We start from the raw sequence: 18,216 nt of genomic DNA on the forward strand, positions 1-18,216 counted from the left end.
TTCTTTTTCTTAATAAGAAAAAGGATTCTAACAATCATTATGAGAACTTTTATATTCTTATTGTGTTCATTATCATTTGGATTATCATCCGTTGATATTTTTTCGCAAAATACCAAAATTGAAATCACAGATGATACTACATTAACTGTAGACCAAGTCTTTAAAATTATTAAAAGACAAACCGATTACAGGTTCATTTATCAGGAAGATATGTTTAAAAACTTCCCAAAAGTTTTTATTAAAAAGGGGGTTATTCAAGCAAACCAGTTACTCGATAAAAGCTTAAAAGAGGGTGATTTTATTTTTTCAATTGCGGCAAATAACACCATTATTATTAAAGCCAAAGAAGAGCCCGTTATTGAAGGTGTACAAACAAAGGTTGTAAAAGGAGTGGTTACCGATGGGCAATTACCATTACCAGGAGCCAGTGTAATAATAAAAGGAACACAAATTGGTACACAAACAGATTTTGATGGAAACTACTCTATTGAAGCTAATGAAGGAGACATTCTTGTATTTAGTTACGTAGGAATGACTACTAAAGAAATTCAAGTAGGCGCATCAAATACAATTAATGTTAGTATGGATGTTGATACTGCCGTTCTAGACGAAGTAATAGTTGTGGCTTATGGTACCGCTAATAAAGCAGATTTTACAGGATCTGCCACCCAACTTAACAGCGAGGCACTTTCTAAAATAACTGTGGCTAACGTTTCCGCAGCTATTGAAGGCGCTTCAGCAGGAGTATCGGTAACAGCGGCTGGTGGACAACCGGGGCAAGGACAAGATATACGTATCAGAGGATTTGGTTCTTTTAGTGCAGATAGTTCCCCTTTGTATGTTGTAGATGGTATTCCGTTTTATGCATCAATAAACTCAATTAACCCTGCAGATATTGAAAGTTTAACTATTTTAAAAGATGCGTCTTCAACAGCACTTTACGGGAATAAGGCTGCAAACGGCGTGGTTTTAATAACAACTAAAAAAGGTAAAAACAAAAAAGGACAGTTTACTTTAAATGCATCAACAAGTATTGTAGACCGTGCTATACCTGAGTACGAGCGACTAGATTCAGATACCTATTATGAAATCATGTGGGAGTCCATGCGAAACAGTCAAGCCATTCCAGGGGTAGATTCTCCAGCCGATGTTGCAGCAGCCAATGCATTTGCTTCGTCTAATATTATTACTGAGCTATTAAACAACCCATATAATGTTCCTGATGACCAAATTGTAGGTACAGATGGAAACATTAATCCAAATGCAAGACTTTTATATAATGATGTAGATTGGGTTGATGCCATTACCAGATTAGGAATTAGACATAATTATGATGTTAATTACCAAGGTGGTACAGAAGAAAGCGATTTCTATGTCTCATTGGGATATTTAGATGAAGAAGGATATATTAAAAAATCTGATTTCGAAAGATTTTCAGGACGTATCAATGCCAATTATCAAGCAAACGACTGGTTAAAAACAGGTTTAAATATTGCTGTTACAACATCAAAAGGTAATCAGGCCCAAACAGGAAGTACGCAAAGTAACTCGTTTGTTAACCCCGTGCGTTTTGCTAGAGGTGTTGCTCCTATTTATCCTATTTACCAACACGATGCCGCTGGAAACTTTATTTTAGACGAAAACGGAAACAGACTATACGATTTAGATGATAATAGGCCTAGTGGTGCTAGTGGAGGGCGTCATATTCTTGCAGAAATTGATTATAATGATGATATTGATGAAATCACTTCTGTAAGTGGGAAAACATATTTCGATATTAATTTTACCCAAGATTTAATGTTAACTGTAAACGCAAGCTGGAATCAAAGACATTGGTACACCACAGATTTTGAAAACAAATTTGTTGGAGACGGTGCTCCAGGTGGTAGAGCCTCAAGACGCTATAACAGAAGAACCACTTTAGGGTTTAACCAACTTTTAAATTATACTAAATCGTTTGGCGATCATAATTTTAAATTATTAGCTGCACATGAATCTTTACAGTTAAAAGTAAACAATTTTACAGGTAGTAGATCACAATTAATAGCCGATGGTAATACCGAATTAATAAATTTTGTAACTACTACAAATTTAGAGTCTGCTACAGACTTATTGAGAGACGAAAGTTATTTTGGGCGCTTTAATTACGATTTCGATGGGAAATATTTCTTGAGCGCATCTTACAGAACAGATGGAACTTCAAAATTTGCATCAGATGTGCGTTGGGGTGAATTCTGGTCTTTAGGTCTTGCGTGGAGATTGGAAAGAGAGTCTTTTATTGAAAATATTGATGCTATAAACTTATTAAAACTTAGAGCTTCTTACGGTGAATTAGGAAATAATTCTGGGATTGGTTGGTATGCTTACCAAGGATTATATGATTTAGATTTTAATAACCAGTCCGAGTCAGGTTTTTTACAAGCATCACTTGAAGCTCCTTTATTAGAGTGGGAAGCTAGTGAAACTTATGATATAGCATTAGAATTTGGACTATGGAATAGACTAAACGGAACGGTTGAGTATTATAATCGCGAGTCTGCGAATTTACTTTTTGATGTGCCTTTACCGTTATCAAGTGGTAGCGAAGATATACCAAGAAATATAGGTACTCTATATAACAGAGGTTTTGAGGTAAGCTTAGATTATGATGTTGTAAAAAACGACAACTTTAATTGGAATATTGGGGTTAATGCAACAACCATAAAAAATGAGTTTACAAAATTACCTCAAGATGAAATAATAAATGGATCAAAAAAATTGATGGTTGGTCGTTCAATTTATGATTACTGGTTAAAAGATTGGTATGGCGTAGACCCTGCAGATGGAGCAGCATTATACACAGCAACTCAAGATGCTATTGATGCTAATGGATCAGACATCAGAGTAGTAGACGGCAATACATTAACAACAAATCAAGCCAATGCACAATTTCATTATGCAGGTACGGCAATTCCAGACTTAACCGGAGCTATTAACAATTCGTTTAGGTACAAAAATTTTAATTTAAGCTTCTTGTTTACATATCAAATAGGCGGTGAAAGTATCGATTACAACTATCAAGGTATTATGAGCTCTGGTGGCTATGGAAGATCAAAAAGTGTTGATATTCTAGACCGTTGGCAGCAACCAGGAGACATAACCAATGTACCAAGGCTAGATGCTTCGCAAACCACAAACTTTAATGCCACATCTGATAGATGGTTGGTTGATGCTTCTTTTTTAAACATGAAGCGTATTAATTTTTCATATAATTTACCATCAGACTTTATAAGTGCCATAGGCATTAATACAGCCGAACTTTATTTAAGTGCAGAGAATGTATTTTCAATTAATGCGAGAAAAGGTTTAAATATACAACAGAATTTTAGTGGAACAACATCCAATGTTTATACGCCATCAAGAATAGTTTCTTTAGGATTAAATGTTAAATTTTAAAAAAAAAAGCAATGAAAAAAATAATAATTTCATTTATCGGAATTTTAGCTGTATCCTTTTGTTTTACAGCTTGTGAAAAAGACTACTTAGATACTTTTCCAACAGATCAAGTATCGTCTGCAGCTGCTGTTTTAACTACAGATAACGCCTTAACAGCATTAAATGGCATACATAGAGCCTTGTACGTAAGATACGGCAGTCAAGGTAGAGGTGGTATTGGAGCCTTTAACATTCATATAGATGAAGCAGGAGAAGATCACGTTTTTAATAGAAGCAATTGGACCCATTCTTATAGATGGAGACCTAATTCTGAACCAGATAATGCATATAATACGGCAAATTGGTCCATGTTTTATCAATGGATTGCTAATGCCAATGTATTGATTAATGGTATTGACAATGCCTCAGGGGAACAAGCAGATAGAGATGCGATAAAAGGACAAGCCTTGCTATATAGAGCGTTTTGCCATTTTCATTTGGTGCGATTATGGGGTGATAGATACGAACCAGGAGGCGGAAATTCACAATTAGGTGTGCCAATTAAAACAGATAATTCTATAGATCCTATTGCACGAAACACAGTTGAAGAAGTTTACTCTCAAATTAATAAAGATTTGGATGACGCCATTGTTTTATTAAATGGTTATGTTAGGAAGAATAAATCACATTTTAACGTTAATGTTGCAAAAGGACTTAAGGCAAGAGTGGCCTTAACACAAGGCAAATGGGCTGTGGCGGCACAATATGCTGCTGAAGCCAGGGTTGGTTACCCTTTAATGGATGAAGCAACATACGCCAATGGTTTTCAAGTGTTTTCAGAAAACAATAGCGAATTTATGTGGGCAAGTCAGATAGTTGAAGACCAAACAGATAAATGGGCGAATTATGGCGCTTATATTTCAAGAAACTTTAGTTCATCTGCGATTCGTGGTAATCCTAGATCTATCAGCAATTTGTTATATGATATGATTTCTGCTACCGATGTACGTAAAACACTTTGGGACCCAACAGGAGAGCACCTAAATTTGCCTCCTGGAGTTTCCTTGCTATCTAGTCATAAAAGATTTCCTTACACCAATCAAAAATTTATAGCTGTAAGCAATGCCGACAGTCGTGTTGATGTACCTTTAATGCGTGCCGCCGAAATGTACTTGATAGAAGCAGAGGCTTTAGCTAGAAATAACCAAGATGCTTTAGCTGCACAAGCCTTGTACGATATGGTTGTTACAAGAGATAGCGCCTATACGTTATCTTCTAATACAGGACAGGCCTTAATAGATGAAATTATGGTGCAACGCCGTGTAGAATTATGGGGTGAAGGCTTTAGATGGTACGATTTAAAACGATTAAACTTACCATTGGATAGAACGGGGTCAAACCAAAGTTCTACATATACTAACGGTATTATGCAAGTCCCTGTTGGGGATAATAGATGGACATGGCCAATACCTCAAGATGAGATTGATGCCAATCCTTTAATTGAGCAGAATCCTATATAATAAATATTTTATTTAAGGTAGTAAATAGAAACAGCGTTAGTTAACTAACGCTGTTTTCATTTAAAACTTAAATTTTTGTCTTAAAAGCAGACATAATTTATGACTACACTTATTTGGATAGAACTTTAAGAGTGTTTAATTAAAAAAATATTATAGAATAATGAAAATGAGTTTGCAGTACAGAATTTTAAAAATGAATCAAGCCACTTAAAAATCAGCAACTAAGCTTAAGTGTATTTTGGAATTTGAGAACTTAAAAGGTAAATTCTCGGTTTTACCGTTGGCATAATTAAACTTGAAAAGACCAGCTTTTGTTAAAATACCAAACCCGAAACCGTAGCCAAAAAGTTTTTCTTTGGTATTTGTAAGTTTGTTTTCAAAATAGGCCACATCCGTTATGCTGTGAATAAATATGGAGTTGTTAAGTTGGTATCGGTATTCTGTATTTAAAACTCCAACTAATGAAGCCAACAAACTGTTTTCCTCAAAACCGCGAATGGAGTTTATGCCACCAAAACGAAAGAGTTCATTTTCAAAATACGTGTTTGATATTAAATTAGAGGCATTAACCCTAAAATAAAAACTGTTTTTATGGTTAAGATTAAAAATGGTAAAGGCATCAATGGCATATTGCGATTGCTTTTCTTTGTCACCGGATGCTTCTCTGTGGCCAAATCCAGTTTCAAGATATAAGTTTGATTTTATTGGAAATAATAAATTAGGGCTTTGCCGTTTTAGAAATTGATATGCAAGCGTGTAAAAATTTGAATCGTAATCTGAAATATTCTGAAAACTGTTTGAAGACAATAAATTATTTGAAGTCGTTGCTGTAACGCCAACAAAAACCTTGTGCTTCGAATTTATTTGATAATGCAATTTAGCAGATTGGTTTACGGTAGTAAACGTAGAATCTTTTTTAAAAATCTGTAAACGCAAATCTATCCCAATGGGCGACTTAAATAAATAGGGCAGGGTTAAATCGGTTCTAAAAGTTTTCTGGTCGTTTTCATCGCTTTTGTAAAGCAAGCTAAACGATTCGCCAAAGTTTAAATTGTTGCTTAGGTTTAAATTCAAATAGCCGTCAAACTCCAATTTATTGGTGTCTTCGTTGGTGCCAAAACCCAAAAAACCATCAAACGAATTGCTTTTTGTTTTTTTAGTATAAATATATAAAATGGTCGAATCTTTTGAAAACAGAACTTCCGGCGCTTTTATTTGATTCGCAAATTTTAAATCGTTAAGCAAATTAGTTTTTTGTTTAATCGTGTTTAAGTTGAAGGTTTGCTGGGGTTTAATCTTCAAATAATGTTTTAAGTACGATTCTGGGAATTTGTCGTAGCCTTTAATTATAATGTGGTCAATGGTCCGTTTTTCTGGTTTCGAGTCAATAATTAAATCAGCTTTTAAATTGTTTTTATCCGTTCGGATATTTGTTAATCTTAATTTTGAGAATGGCTTGCCTTGTTCTGAAGCTTTCTGATTAATGAAGGCTAAACTGTTTTCTACAGTGTTAAACGGAAGGATAAAATACGCATCAAAAACATCCTTGGCTATCAGTTTTAAAACCGACGGATCAACATCCAAATTATTGTAGTATATATATATGGTGTTGTATTTTTTTTTAAGATGAAATTTGGCCGTATAAATAGAATCGTTTTTTTTAATGATGCCCATGCGTTTATTCTCAATATAGCCCATTTTAAAAAGAGTGTTTTGAATGGAATCGACTTCAAGTTTTATCGACGCATAATCTTTATGCAGTTTTAGGTAATTTAAAGAATCGATAACACGGGTTTCAACTTCGGTTTTGCCAAGCATCTTTAGGCTTAAATTTTGGCAAAATCCTTCCGAAGTAAAAATTACATATATAATAAGGAGTAAAATTGACGTTTTTTGCACAGGTTAAAGATTGCTAAAAATGATTTAATGAGCAGTTTTTGGCTTTGGTATTCTAACTTCAAGCGATTAACTTTTCAGTGTAAATCTAACGGAAAATCCACGCTTATAATATAGCTAAGGCAATAATTTTTGAAAACTCTTAAAAATTAATGAATTAGGGTTTGAATTATAAATTTTAATTTCTACATTTGCACCCCTCTTAAAAGAGGATAATAAAATTTATATTAAATATATATGCCAACAATTTCGCAATTAGTAAGAAAAGGAAGAGCCAAAATAACCAAGAAGAGTAAATCGGCTGCTTTAGATTCTTGTCCGCAAAGACGTGGTGTGTGTACTCGTGTTTACACAACAACTCCTAAAAAACCTAACTCAGCAATGCGTAAGGTAGCAAGGGTTCGTTTAACAAACGGTAACGAGGTTAACGCATACATCGGTGGTGAAGGACACAATCTGCAAGAGCACTCGATAGTATTGGTTAGAGGTGGAAGGGTAAAAGATTTACCAGGAGTTAGATATCACATTGTACGTGGTGCTTTAGACACAGCAGGTGTTTCTGGCAGAACGCAACGTAGATCTAAGTATGGTGCAAAACGCCCTAAAAAGTAATTAAAAAACTTTAAGAAGAAGACATGAGAAAAAGAGCAGCAAAAAAGAGACCGCTTTTACCGGATCCACGATTTAACGACCAGTTAGTAACACGTTTCGTTAATATGATGATGTGGGACGGAAAAAAGTCTGTCGCTTTTAAAGTATTCTACGATGCAATTGATATTGTAGACTCGAAAAAAACTGATGATGAAAAAACAGCTTTAGAAATCTGGAAAGATGCTTTATCAAATGTGATGCCTCACGTAGAAGTGCGTAGCCGTCGTGTTGGTGGTGCAACATTCCAAATTCCAATGCAAATTCGTCCAGATCGTAAAGTATCTACAGCCATGAAATGGTTAATTACTTATTCAAGAAAAAGAAACGAAAAATCAATGGCTTTACGCTTAGCTTCAGAGGTTTTAGCAGCAGCTAAAGAAGAAGGAGCAGCAGTTAAGAAAAGAGTAGATACTCATAAAATGGCTGAAGCAAACAAAGCATTCTCTCACTTTAGATTCTAATTTACGATATGGCAAGAGATTTAAAACTTACAAGAAACATAGGAATTGCTGCTCATATTGATGCTGGTAAAACAACCACAACAGAGCGTATTCTTTTTTATACGGGAGTTAACCATAAAATGGGAGAAACTCACGAAGGATCATCTACAATGGACTGGATGGAGCAAGAAGCAGAAAGAGGTATTACCATTACTTCGGCCGCTACAACTTGTGATTGGACGTTTCCAATGGAAAACGGCCAGCCAACTCCAGACGCAAAAGATTATCATTTTAATATTATTGACACCCCTGGTCACGTAGATTTTACGGTTGAAGTAAACCGTTCGTTACGTGTATTAGATGGTTTAGTATTCTTATTTAGTGCCGTTGATGGTGTTGAGCCACAATCTGAAACTAACTGGAGACTAGCAGACAACTACAAAGTACCAAGAATTGGTTTTGTAAATAAAATGGACCGTCAAGGCTCCAACTTTTTAGGGGTTTGTCAACAAGTAAAAGATATGTTAAAGTCTAACGCAGTGCCAATTGTATTAAACATTGGTGACGAGATGGACTTTAAAGGTATCGTAGATTTAGTAAAAAACAGAGCCATTGTATGGCACGATGAAAACTACGGATCGACTTTCGATGTTGTGCCAATTCCTGAAGAGATGAAGGATGAAGTGCGTAAGTATCGTGCTCTATTAATTGAAGAGGTGGCTACTTACGATGAAAACTTATTGGAGAAATTCATGGAAGATGAAGATTCTATTACAGAAGACGAAGTGCACGCTGCACTTAGAGCTGCTGTAATGGATATGGCTATCATACCAATGGTATGTGGTTCTTCATTTAAAAATAAAGGGGTGCAGTTCTTGTTAGATGCTGTGTGTCGTTATTTGCCATCTCCATTAGATAGAGACAATATCGTGGGTTCTAATCCTGAAACTGGCGCTGAAGAAACGCGTAAGCCTAGTGTAAATGACCCATTTGCAGCATTGGCATTTAAAATTGCTACTGATCCGTTTGTTGGTCGTTTAGCATTCTTTAGAGCATATTCAGGACGCTTAGATGCGGGTTCTTATATATTGAATAACCGCTCTGGAAAGAAAGAGCGTATTTCACGTATCTACCAAATGCACTCTAATAAACAAAACGCTATCGATTTTATCGAAGCTGGAGATATTGGAGCAGCAGTAGGATTTAAAGATATCAAGACTGGTGATACCATGTCTGATGAAAAACATCCAATTGTTTTGGAGTCCATGGACTTCCCAGATCCCGTTATCGGTATCGCGGTTGAACCTAAAACTAAAGCAGATGTTGATAAATTAGGAATGGCATTAGCTAAATTATCTGAAGAAGATCCAACATTTACAGCAAGAACCGATGAAGCCTCAGGACAGACCATTATTTCTGGAATGGGTGAGCTTCACTTAGATATTATTGTTGATCGTTTACGTCGCGAGTTTAAAGTAGAGGTAAACCAAGGGCAACCACAAGTAGAGTACAAAGAAGCGATTACACAACGCGCTGAGCACAGAGAAGTTTACAAAAAACAATCTGGTGGACGTGGTAAATTTGCCGACATTGTATTTAGTTTAGAGCCAGCCGAAGAAGGTAAAGTAGGATTGGATTTTGTTTCTGAAATTAAAGGTGGTAACGTTCCTAAAGAATTTATCCCTTCTATTGAAAAAGGATTCAAAATGGCCATGGTAAATGGACCGTTGGCAGGCTACGAAGTTGATGCTATGAAAGTAACATTAACAGATGGTTCTTACCACGATGTGGATTCAGATCAACTGTCTTTCGAATTAGCTGCAAAAATAGGATTTAAAAATGCCGCTAAAGCTGCTAAGGCTGTAATCATGGAACCTATTATGAAACTTGAGGTAATTACACCTGAAGAAAACATGGGTGACATTGTTGGAGATTTAAACAGAAGAAGAGGGCAAGTAAGCGATATGGGCGACAGAGCCGGAGCAAAAACAGTAAAAGCAACTGTACCATTATCAGAAATGTTTGGTTATGTAACCACATTAAGAACATTGTCTTCTGGTCGTGCAACATCAACAATGGAATTTTCACACTATGCTGAAACTCCAAAAAATATTTCAGAAGAAGTAATAGCGGCTGCTAAAGGCGTTGAATCGTAAATCTTAAGAAAATGAGTCAAAAAATCAGAATAAAATTAAAATCTTACGATCACAACTTAGTGGATAAGTCTGCTGAAAAGATTGTAAAAACGGTAAAAAGTACAGGCGCTGTTGTAACGGGACCAATACCATTACCAACACACAAGAAAATTTTCACTGTACTACGTTCACCACACGTAAACAAGAAAGCAAGAGAACAGTTTCAATTATCGTCTTTTAAAAGACTATTGGATATTTACTCGTCGTCATCAAAAACCATTGATGCGTTAATGAAGCTTGAATTGCCAAGTGGTGTTGAAGTAGAGATAAAAGTTTAATTCCGGAATTCAGAGTTCTGAATTCAGAATTAACAGTACATGTCCCACCGATGCGGTCGCGGGAAAAACGGTAAAAATACATTCAGGGTTGAACGTATTTCGACCCTGAGTTTTTTTAAATAAGTATGTTGAATTTATTTTCAACGAAATAGTAATAATTAATAAATAATAAATATGTCTGGGTTAATTGGAAAAAAAATCGGTATGACCAGCATCTTCGATGAAAACGGGAAAAACATTCCTTGTACAGTAATTGAAGCTGGACCATGTATCGTTACCCAAGTCAGAACTGAAGAGGTTGACGGCTATAAAGCGGTTCAATTAGGTTTCGATGACGCGACAGAAAAAAGCGCTACCAAAGCAGACTTAGGTCATGCTAAAAAAGCGGGTACTTCTGTAAAACGCAAAGTTGTTGAATTCAAAGGTTTTGAGGAGGAGTACAAATTAGGAGATGCAATCACTGTGGAGCATTTCAACGAAGGCGAATTCGTTGATATCGCAGGAACATCCAAAGGAAAAGGATTTCAAGGAGTTGTAAAACGTCATGGTTTCGGTGGTGTAGGTCAAGCTACTCACGGTCAGCATAACCGTTTAAGAGCACCGGGATCTATTGGAGCTGCATCATATCCTGCTCGTGTTTTTAAAGGCATGAAAATGGCAGGACGCATGGGTGGTGAAAAAGTGAAAGTTCAAAATTTAAGAGTTTTAAAAGTAGTTGCTGATAAGAATCTACTTGTGGTTAAAGGATGTGTTCCTGGTCACAAAAACGCTTATGTAATTATTAGAAAATAATGAAAGTAGCAGTTTTAGATATAAACGGAAAAGACACAGGTAGAAAGGCAGACCTTTCTAAAGATGTGTTCGCTATTGAGCCTAATAATCACGCGGTATATTTGGATGTTAAACAATATTTGGCAAACCAACGCCAAGGGACTCACAAATCGAAAGAACGTGGTGAGATTTCTGGAAGTACACGTAAGATTAAAAAGCAAAAAGGAACTGGTACAGCAAGAGCAGGTAGTATTAAGTCTGGTATATTTAAGGGCGGAGGCCGTATGTTCGGTCCAAGGCCAAGAAATTACAGTATAAAACTTAATAAAAACTTAAAGCGTTTAGCGCGTAAGTCTGCCTTAAGTATCAAAGCAGGAGAAAAATCAATTACAGTTTTAGAAGACTTTAATTTTGATGCTCCAAAAACTAAGAATTTTACAGCCGTTTTAAAAGCTTTAGAGCTAGAAAACAAAAAAACGCTGTTTGTGTTGGGTGGCTCAAATAATAACGTATATTTGTCATCGCGCAATTTAAAAACTTCAGAAGTTATAACGGCTTCAGAATTAAGTACTTACAAGATTTTAAATGCAAATCAAGTAGTGCTTTTAGAAGGTGCTTTAGAAGGAATTGAAACAAATTTAAGTAAATAGAAACCATGAGTATCTTAATTAAACCTATAATCACAGAAAAAGCGACAGCTCAAAGTGAGTTGAGAAACTGCTATACATTCTCAGTGAATACCAAGGCGAACAAGATAGAAATCAAAAAAGCGGTGGAAGCTGCTTATGGCGTTTCTGTTGAAAAAGTTCGTACTATAAATGTCCGTCCAGATCGTAATACCAAGTTCACAAAAACAGGTATTCAACATGGTAAAACAAATGCCGTTAAAAAGGCAATTGTACAACTGGCGGAAGGTGAAATGATTGATTTATACAGTAACATGTAATTAAAGACAAATGTCAGTAAGAAAATTAAAACCAATCACACCAGGGCAGCGATTTAGAGTAGTAAATGGGTATGACGCCATAACTACTGATAAGCCGGAAAAGAGTTTACTCGTTCCGAACAAAAGGTCTGGTGGTAGAAACAGTCAAGGAAAAATGACCATGCGCTATATAGGTGGGGGTCATAAGAAAAAGTATCGTATTATCGATTTTAAAAGAGACAAAGCAGGTATTCCTGCTGAAGTTAAATCTATTGAGTACGATCCAAACAGAACCGCTTTTATCGCATTATTGAATTATCAAGATGGTGAGAAAAGATACATTATAGCTCAAAATGGACTTCAGGTTGGGCAAAATGTTGTATCTGGTGCAACAGGTGTAGCTCCAGAAATTGGAAACGCTATGCCGTTGAGTGAAATTCCGTTAGGAACCATTATTTCTTGTGTGGAATTACGTCCAGGACAAGGTGCTATTATGGCGCGTAGTGCAGGGGCTTTTGCGCAGTTAATGGCAAGAGATGGAAAGTTTGCATCTATTAAATTACCATCTGGAGAAACAAGATTAATTCTTGCGAACTGTATGGCTACCATAGGTGTTGTATCTAACTCAGACCACCAGTTGTTAGTTGGAGGTAAAGCAGGTAGAACACGTTGGTTAGGAAGACGACCACGTACCAGACCAGTAGTAATGAATCCAGTTGATCACCCAATGGGTGGTGGTGAAGGTAAATCTTCAGGTGGACATCCTCGTTCTAGAAACGGTGTTCCAGCTAAAGGCTACAGAACCCGTGCTAGAAACAAAGCGAGTAATAAATATATTGTAGAACGTAGAAAGAAATAAGACATGGCAAGATCATTAAAAAAAGGACCTTACGTTCATTATAAATTAGAAAGAAAAGTAGCTGCAAATGTTGAATCTAACAAAAAAACAGTAATCAAAACTTGGTCTCGAGCCAGTATGATTACTCCAGATTTTGTTGGACAAACCATAGCGGTACACAATGGCCGACAGTTTGTTCCAGTATATGTTACTGAAAACATGGTAGGACATAAATTAGGAGAATTTTCACCAACACGTTCATTCCGTGGACATGCAGGTGCTAAAAACAAAGGTAAAAAGTAGTAAGCTATGGGAAGTCGTAAAAAACAAATGGCAGACGCTATTAAGGAAGCAAAAAAGCACGTTGCTTTTGCAAAGCTTAATAACTGTCCTACATCACCAAGAAAAATGCGTTTAGTAGCCGATTTAGTAAGAGGCGAAAAGGTAGAACATGCACTTAATATCTTAAAGTTTAACAATAAGGAAGCATCTGGCCGTTTAGAGAAGTTGTTATTATCAGCTATCGCTAACTGGCAAGCAAAAAACGAAGATGCCGATGTTGAAACAGCAGAATTATTTGTAAAAGAGATTAGAGTTGATGGCGGATCAATGTTAAAAAGATTGCGCCCCGCACCTCAAGGTCGTGCACACAGAATTAGAAAACGTTCAAACCACGTAACATTAGTGGTAGGAGCTAACAATAACACACAAGCTTAATAAGAGTATGGGACAAAAAACAAATCCAATCGGGAATCGCTTAGGAATTATCAGAGGATGGGAGTCTAACTGGTACGGAGGAAACGATTATGGTGACAAACTTGCCGAAGACGATAAGATTAGAAAATACGTTCATGCGCGTTTATCTAAAGCTAGTGTAAGTAGAGTAATAATCGAGAGAACTTTAAAACTTGTAACCGTTACTATCACTACGGCAAGACCCGGTATCATTATCGGTAAAGGCGGCCAAGAGGTAGACAAGTTAAAAGAAGAGCTTAAGAACATTACTGGAAAAGAAGTTCAGATCAACATCTTTGAGATTAAAAGACCTGAACTGGATGCATTTTTAGTAGCATCAAGTATAGCACGTCAAATCGAGAATCGTATCTCTTACCGTCGTGCCATAAAAATGGCTATTGCTGCTACAATGCGAATGAATGCTGAAGGCATCAAAATTCAAATTAGTGGTCGTTTAAACGGGGCAGAAATGGCACGTAGCGAACATTACAAAGAAGGACGTATTCCTTTATCAACCTTTAGAGCCGATATTGATTATGCTTTAGTTGAGGCACACACTACTTACGGTAGATTGGGTGTTAAAGTATGGATCATGAAAGGTGAAGTATATGGTAAAAGAGAGCTTTCTCCGCTTGTTGGATTGTCCAAAAAGCAAGGAAAAGGTGGAGCCGGAAGAGGAGGCAATAAAGGACCTCGTCGTAGAAAGTAATTTTTTATAAAGTAAAGAAAAATGTTACAGCCTAAAAGAACAAAATTTCGTAAGCAACAAAAAGGACGTATGAAGGGGAACTCAGGTAGAGGTCACCAACTTTCATTCGGACAATTTGGAATAAAAGCATTAGACTCGAATTTTTTAACATCGCGTCAAATAGAAGCAGCTCGTATTGCCGCTACACGTTACATGAAAAGAGAAGGACAGCTTTGGATTAAAGTATTTCCAGACAAGCCTATTACAAAAAAGCCTCTTGAAGTACGTATGGGTAAAGGTAAAGGTGCCGTTGAATATTGGGTAGCCGTTGTTAAACCAGGACGAGTTTTATTTGAAATTGGTGGTGTGCCATTAGACGTTGCAAAAGAAGCATTGCGTTTAGCAGCACAAAAACTGCCAGTAAAAACTAAGTTTTTAATCGCTAGAGATTACGAAGCATAATTTATTTGATATTATGAAACAATCAGAAATTAAAGAATTATCTGTAGCTGAGTTACAAGAAAAACTTAGTGAAACAAAAAAGAGTTATTCAGACCTAAAATTGGCTCATGCAATATCTCCTTTAGAAAATCCAATTCAATTGCGTTCAATAAGAAGAACCGTAGCGAGAATTGCGACCGAATTAACTAAAAGAGAATTACAATAATTCTGCTGAAAGATGGAAACAAGAAATTTAAGAAAAGAACGTATAGGAGTTGTTACAAGTAACAAAATGCAAAAATCAATAGTTGTTGCAGAGGTTAAAAAAGTAAAACATCCTATGTATGGAAAATTCGTATTAAAAACGAAAAAGTACGTAGCACACGACGAAACAAACGATTGCAACATTGGCGACAAAGTAAAGATCATGGAAACACGACCTTTAAGTAAATCAAAATGTTGGAGATTAGTAGAAATCCTAGAAAGAGCTAAATAATTATGGTACAACAAGAATCAAGATTAAAAGTAGCAGACAACACTGGGGCAAAGGAAGTTTTAACTATCCGTGTTTTAGGTGGTACTAAAAGAAGGTACGCTTCTGTAGGAGACAAAATAGTTGTTTCCGTAAAAGATGCAACACCTAATGGAAGCATTAAAAAAGGTGCGGTTTCAACTGCAGTTGTTGTGCGTACTAAAAAAGAAGTAAGACGACCAGACGGATCTTATATAAGATTTGACGATAACGCCTGTGTTTTGTTAAACCCAACGGGTGAGATGAGAGGTACACGTGTTTTTGGTCCTGTTGCTAGAGAACTTCGTGACAAACAATTCATGAAGATTGTATCATTAGCACCAGAAGTGCTTTAATACATAAATATTAAGATGGGAAAGCTTAAAATAAAAACTGGAGATACCGTAAAAGTAATTGCTGGAGACCACAAAGGATCTGAAGGTAAAGTACAAAAGGTATTTATAGCAAAGAACAAAGCGATTGTCGAGGGTGTAAACATGGTTAAGAAACATACGAAACCAAGTGCGCAAAACCCTCAAGGAGGAATCGTAGAGAAAGAAGCTGCTATTCATATATCTAATTTATCATTGTTAACCTCAAAAGGCGAAACAACACGAGTTGGATACAGAATGGAAGGCGATAAAAAAGTAAGATTTTCAACAAAATCTAATGAAGTAATATAGTTATGGCATATTCACCAAGACTTAAAGAAGAGTATAAAAGCAGAGTAATTGCAGCTCTTACAGACGAATTTGGATATAAAAACGTAATGCAAGTTCCTAAACTTACCAAGATAGTTATATCTAAAGGTGTAGGGGCAGCCGTTGCAGACAAAAAGTTAATCGATCACGCTGTTGAGGAGTTAACAACTATATCTGGACAAAAAGCTATTTCAACATTATCTAAAAAAGATGTTGCATCGTTTAAATTGCGTAAAGGCATGCCAATTGGGGCAAAAGTAACTTTACGTGGCGAGCGCATGTACGAGTTTTTAGATCGTTTAGTTACTTCGGCACTTCCACGTGTTAGAGATTTTAACGGAATTAAAGCTACAGGATTTGATGGTAGAGGTAATTACAATTTAGGAATTACCGAACAAATTATATTCCCGGAAATTAACATTGATAAAGTGAACAAAATTTCTGGTATGGATATTACATTTGTAACAACAGCAGATACTGATAAAGAAGCAAAATCATTATTAACGGAACTAGGGTTACCTTTTAAAAAGAACTAAGTTATGGCTAAAGAATCAATGAAAGCCCGTGAGGTGAAAAGAGCAAAAACAGTAGCTAAATATGCTGAGAAACGTAAAGCTTTAAAAGAAGCTGGAGACTACGAAGCATTACAAAAGTTACCAAAAAACGCTTCTCCTGTACGTCAGCACAACCGTTGTAAATTAACAGGAAGACCAAGAGGTTATATGAGAGTTTTCGGAATTTCCCGTGTAACTTTCAGAGAAATGGCTAACCAAGGTTTAATACCAGGTGTTAGAAAAGCAAGTTGGTAAAAAGAAGAATTATAAATTGGTATTAGGTTCAAAAGAAAAGTTCTATTTGAAAACCATTACCGCAAATTAATAAATATGTATACAGATCCAATAGCGGACTATCTTACAAGAATTAGAAACGCAGTGCGTGCCAATCATAGAGTGGTTGAGATACCGGCATCTAATTTAAAGAAAGACATTACTAAAATATTATTCGAACAAGGATATATTTTAAGCTACAAGTTCGACGATTCAACAGTACAGGGTACTATTAAAATAGCACTTAAGTACAACAAAGAAACCAAAGAACCTGTAATTAAGAAATTACAAAGAATTAGTAAACCAGGTTTGCGTAAGTATGCTGGTTCTAACGAGTTACCTAGAATCCTTAACGGACTTGGTATTGCCATTGTTTCTACGTCTCACGGAGTAATGACTGGTAAACAAGCCAAAAGAGATAATGTAGGTGGCGAAGTATTGTGTTACGTTTACTAATCTAAAAAGAAGAAAAACATGTCAAGAATAGGTAATAACCCAGTAGTAATTCCGGAAGGCGTTACAGTTGATGTAAAGGACGGCGTAGTTACAGTAAAAGGAAAATTAGGAGAATTAACTCAAAATTTTGACACTGTAGATATTAAAGTCGAAGATGGTAATGTAATGGTAACACGTTCTTCAGATTCTAAAGATCAAAAAGCAAAACATGGTTTATACAGATCATTAATGCACAACATGATTGAAGGTGTATCAAAAGGATGGACTAAAGAACTAGAATTGGTTGGTGTAGGTTACAGAGCATCAAACCAAGGACAAAAACTGGATTTAGCTCTAGGCTTTTCTCATAATATCGTTTTAAACATTGCTCCAGAAGTAAAAGTGGAAACCATATCTGAGAAAGGAAAAAATCCAATCGTAAAATTAACATCATTCGATAAACAACTTGTTGGTCAAGTAGCTGCAAAAATCCGTGGTTTTAGAAGACCAGAACCTTACAAAGGAAAAGGAATTAAGTTTGTTGGTGAAGAATTAAGAAGAAAAGCAGGTAAATCAGCTTAATAATTAAGTTATGGCATTAACAAAGAACCAAAGAAGAACAAGAATAAAAAACAGAATACGTAAGGTTGTTTCTGGTACAGAAGCAAGGCCTCGTTTAACTGTTTTTAGAAGTAATAAAGAAATTTATGCTCAAGTAGTTGATGATGTAAATGGTAAAACCATTAGTGCAGCATCTTCAAGAGATAAAGATATTAGTTCTGCAAAAGGAAACAAATCAGAAATAGCAAACCTAGTAGGTAAAGCTGTTGCTGAAAAAGCCTTAAAAGCAGGCGTTGAAACTATTGCTTTCGATAGAGGTGGTTATTTATACCACGGTAGAGTAAAATCACTAGCCGAAGGCGCTAGAGAAGCAGGACTTAAATTCTAAA

At 36.0% G+C, this 18,216-nt stretch carries 24 protein-coding genes; 23 read left to right on the forward strand and 1 reads right to left on the reverse strand.

What is annotated here, in order from left to right; translation table 11 throughout:
- Positions 1 to 39 precede the first annotated feature (39 nt).
- Both RNZ46_RS09475 and RNZ46_RS09480 read left to right on the forward strand, forming a co-directional pair.
- A complete protein-coding gene (locus tag RNZ46_RS09475; protein ID WP_316981970.1) occupies positions 40 to 3,435 on the forward strand; it encodes a SusC/RagA family TonB-linked outer membrane protein in 3,396 nt (1,131 codons plus the stop codon).
- A gap of 11 nt (positions 3,436 to 3,446) precedes the next feature.
- Positions 3,447 to 4,934: a RagB/SusD family nutrient uptake outer membrane protein gene (locus RNZ46_RS09480; RefSeq protein WP_316981971.1), complete on the forward strand. Its 1,488-nt coding sequence runs from the start codon at positions 3,447 to 3,449 to the stop codon at positions 4,932 to 4,934.
- A 207-nt stretch (positions 4,935 to 5,141) separates the two neighbouring features.
- On the opposite strand, the gene RNZ46_RS09485 is transcribed toward RNZ46_RS09480, so the two are convergent.
- Entirely contained in the window at positions 5,142 to 6,752 is a 1,611-nt protein-coding gene (locus tag RNZ46_RS09485) for a POTRA domain-containing protein (protein WP_316981972.1), read from the reverse strand.
- A gap of 315 nt (positions 6,753 to 7,067) precedes the next feature.
- Here RNZ46_RS09485 and rpsL point away from each other — a divergent pair, with 315 nt between their 5' ends.
- The 21 genes from rpsL to rplR all read left to right on the forward strand — a co-directional run bounded on the left by rpsL (position 7,068) and on the right by rplR (position 18,215).
- Positions 7,068 to 7,442: a 30S ribosomal protein S12 gene (gene rpsL, locus RNZ46_RS09490; protein ID WP_019386263.1), complete on the forward strand. Its 375-nt coding sequence runs from the start codon at positions 7,068 to 7,070 to the stop codon at positions 7,440 to 7,442.
- Positions 7,443 to 7,465: 23 nt separating this feature from the next.
- Positions 7,466 to 7,942 carry a 30S ribosomal protein S7 gene (rpsG, locus tag RNZ46_RS09495; protein ID WP_316981973.1) on the forward strand — a complete coding sequence of 159 codons (477 nt, stop codon included), beginning with the start codon at positions 7,466 to 7,468 and terminating at the stop codon, positions 7,940 to 7,942.
- An 8-nt stretch (positions 7,943 to 7,950) separates the two neighbouring features.
- Positions 7,951 to 10,077 (forward strand): elongation factor G, encoded by a 2,127-nt coding sequence (gene fusA / locus RNZ46_RS09500; protein WP_316981974.1) that lies wholly within the window; start codon positions 7,951 to 7,953, stop codon positions 10,075 to 10,077.
- Positions 10,078 to 10,088: 11 nt separating this feature from the next.
- Positions 10,089 to 10,394 (forward strand): 30S ribosomal protein S10, encoded by a 306-nt coding sequence (rpsJ, locus tag RNZ46_RS09505; protein WP_316981975.1) that lies wholly within the window; start codon positions 10,089 to 10,091, stop codon positions 10,392 to 10,394.
- Positions 10,395 to 10,568: 174 nt separating this feature from the next.
- Entirely contained in the window at positions 10,569 to 11,186 is a 618-nt protein-coding gene (rplC, locus tag RNZ46_RS09510; RefSeq protein ID WP_316981976.1) for a 50S ribosomal protein L3, read from the forward strand.
- Entirely contained in the window at positions 11,186 to 11,815 is a 630-nt protein-coding gene (gene rplD, locus RNZ46_RS09515; protein ID WP_316981977.1) for a 50S ribosomal protein L4, read from the forward strand. Before rplC ends, rplD begins: the two co-directional genes overlap by 1 nt.
- 5 nt (positions 11,816 to 11,820) lie before the next feature.
- Complete coding sequence (gene rplW, locus RNZ46_RS09520; RefSeq protein ID WP_316981978.1) at positions 11,821 to 12,111, forward strand: 50S ribosomal protein L23; 291 nt, start codon at positions 11,821 to 11,823, stop codon at positions 12,109 to 12,111.
- Between the two features lie 10 nt (positions 12,112 to 12,121).
- Entirely contained in the window at positions 12,122 to 12,949 is an 828-nt protein-coding gene (gene rplB, locus RNZ46_RS09525; protein WP_316981979.1) for a 50S ribosomal protein L2, read from the forward strand.
- A gap of 3 nt (positions 12,950 to 12,952) precedes the next feature.
- The gene (gene rpsS / locus RNZ46_RS09530) at positions 12,953 to 13,231 is read left to right on the forward strand and encodes a 30S ribosomal protein S19 (protein WP_139001944.1); all 279 of its coding nucleotides are present in this window, start codon (positions 12,953 to 12,955) and stop codon (positions 13,229 to 13,231) included.
- Between the two features lie 6 nt (positions 13,232 to 13,237).
- A complete protein-coding gene (gene rplV, locus RNZ46_RS09535; RefSeq protein WP_311939202.1) occupies positions 13,238 to 13,645 on the forward strand; it encodes a 50S ribosomal protein L22 in 408 nt (135 codons plus the stop codon).
- Between the two features lie 7 nt (positions 13,646 to 13,652).
- A complete protein-coding gene (gene rpsC, locus RNZ46_RS09540) occupies positions 13,653 to 14,372 on the forward strand; it encodes a 30S ribosomal protein S3 (protein ID WP_316981980.1) in 720 nt (239 codons plus the stop codon).
- A 21-nt stretch (positions 14,373 to 14,393) separates the two neighbouring features.
- On the forward strand, positions 14,394 to 14,813 hold the full coding sequence (gene rplP, locus RNZ46_RS09545) for a 50S ribosomal protein L16 (protein ID WP_316981981.1): 420 nt from the start codon (positions 14,394 to 14,396) through the stop codon (positions 14,811 to 14,813).
- A gap of 13 nt (positions 14,814 to 14,826) precedes the next feature.
- Complete coding sequence (rpmC, locus tag RNZ46_RS09550; RefSeq protein ID WP_019386275.1) at positions 14,827 to 15,018, forward strand: 50S ribosomal protein L29; 192 nt, start codon at positions 14,827 to 14,829, stop codon at positions 15,016 to 15,018.
- Positions 15,019 to 15,030: 12 nt separating this feature from the next.
- Positions 15,031 to 15,288, forward strand: a complete 258-nt coding sequence (gene rpsQ, locus RNZ46_RS09555) for a 30S ribosomal protein S17 (RefSeq protein WP_034043311.1) — start codon at positions 15,031 to 15,033, stop codon at positions 15,286 to 15,288.
- Between the two features lie 2 nt (positions 15,289 to 15,290).
- Positions 15,291 to 15,659 carry a 50S ribosomal protein L14 gene (gene rplN, locus RNZ46_RS09560; RefSeq protein WP_311939213.1) on the forward strand — a complete coding sequence of 123 codons (369 nt, stop codon included), beginning with the start codon at positions 15,291 to 15,293 and terminating at the stop codon, positions 15,657 to 15,659.
- A 15-nt stretch (positions 15,660 to 15,674) separates the two neighbouring features.
- The gene (gene rplX, locus RNZ46_RS09565; RefSeq protein WP_316981982.1) at positions 15,675 to 15,986 is read left to right on the forward strand and encodes a 50S ribosomal protein L24; all 312 of its coding nucleotides are present in this window, start codon (positions 15,675 to 15,677) and stop codon (positions 15,984 to 15,986) included.
- Positions 15,987 to 15,988: 2 nt separating this feature from the next.
- The gene (gene rplE, locus RNZ46_RS09570; RefSeq protein ID WP_316981983.1) at positions 15,989 to 16,540 is read left to right on the forward strand and encodes a 50S ribosomal protein L5; all 552 of its coding nucleotides are present in this window, start codon (positions 15,989 to 15,991) and stop codon (positions 16,538 to 16,540) included.
- A 3-nt stretch (positions 16,541 to 16,543) separates the two neighbouring features.
- On the forward strand, positions 16,544 to 16,813 hold the full coding sequence (gene rpsN, locus RNZ46_RS09575) for a 30S ribosomal protein S14 (protein WP_316981984.1): 270 nt from the start codon (positions 16,544 to 16,546) through the stop codon (positions 16,811 to 16,813).
- Positions 16,814 to 16,888: 75 nt separating this feature from the next.
- A complete protein-coding gene (gene rpsH, locus RNZ46_RS09580) occupies positions 16,889 to 17,287 on the forward strand; it encodes a 30S ribosomal protein S8 (RefSeq protein WP_311939225.1) in 399 nt (132 codons plus the stop codon).
- An 18-nt stretch (positions 17,288 to 17,305) separates the two neighbouring features.
- The gene (rplF, locus tag RNZ46_RS09585) at positions 17,306 to 17,848 is read left to right on the forward strand and encodes a 50S ribosomal protein L6 (RefSeq protein ID WP_316981985.1); all 543 of its coding nucleotides are present in this window, start codon (positions 17,306 to 17,308) and stop codon (positions 17,846 to 17,848) included.
- 10 nt (positions 17,849 to 17,858) lie between these two features.
- On the forward strand, positions 17,859 to 18,215 hold the full coding sequence (gene rplR / locus RNZ46_RS09590; RefSeq protein WP_316981986.1) for a 50S ribosomal protein L18: 357 nt from the start codon (positions 17,859 to 17,861) through the stop codon (positions 18,213 to 18,215).
- Position 18,216: the final 1 nt, after the last annotated feature.

Source organism: Hwangdonia lutea, assembly GCF_032814565.1.
Taxonomy (GTDB): domain Bacteria; phylum Bacteroidota; class Bacteroidia; order Flavobacteriales; family Flavobacteriaceae; genus Hwangdonia; species Hwangdonia lutea.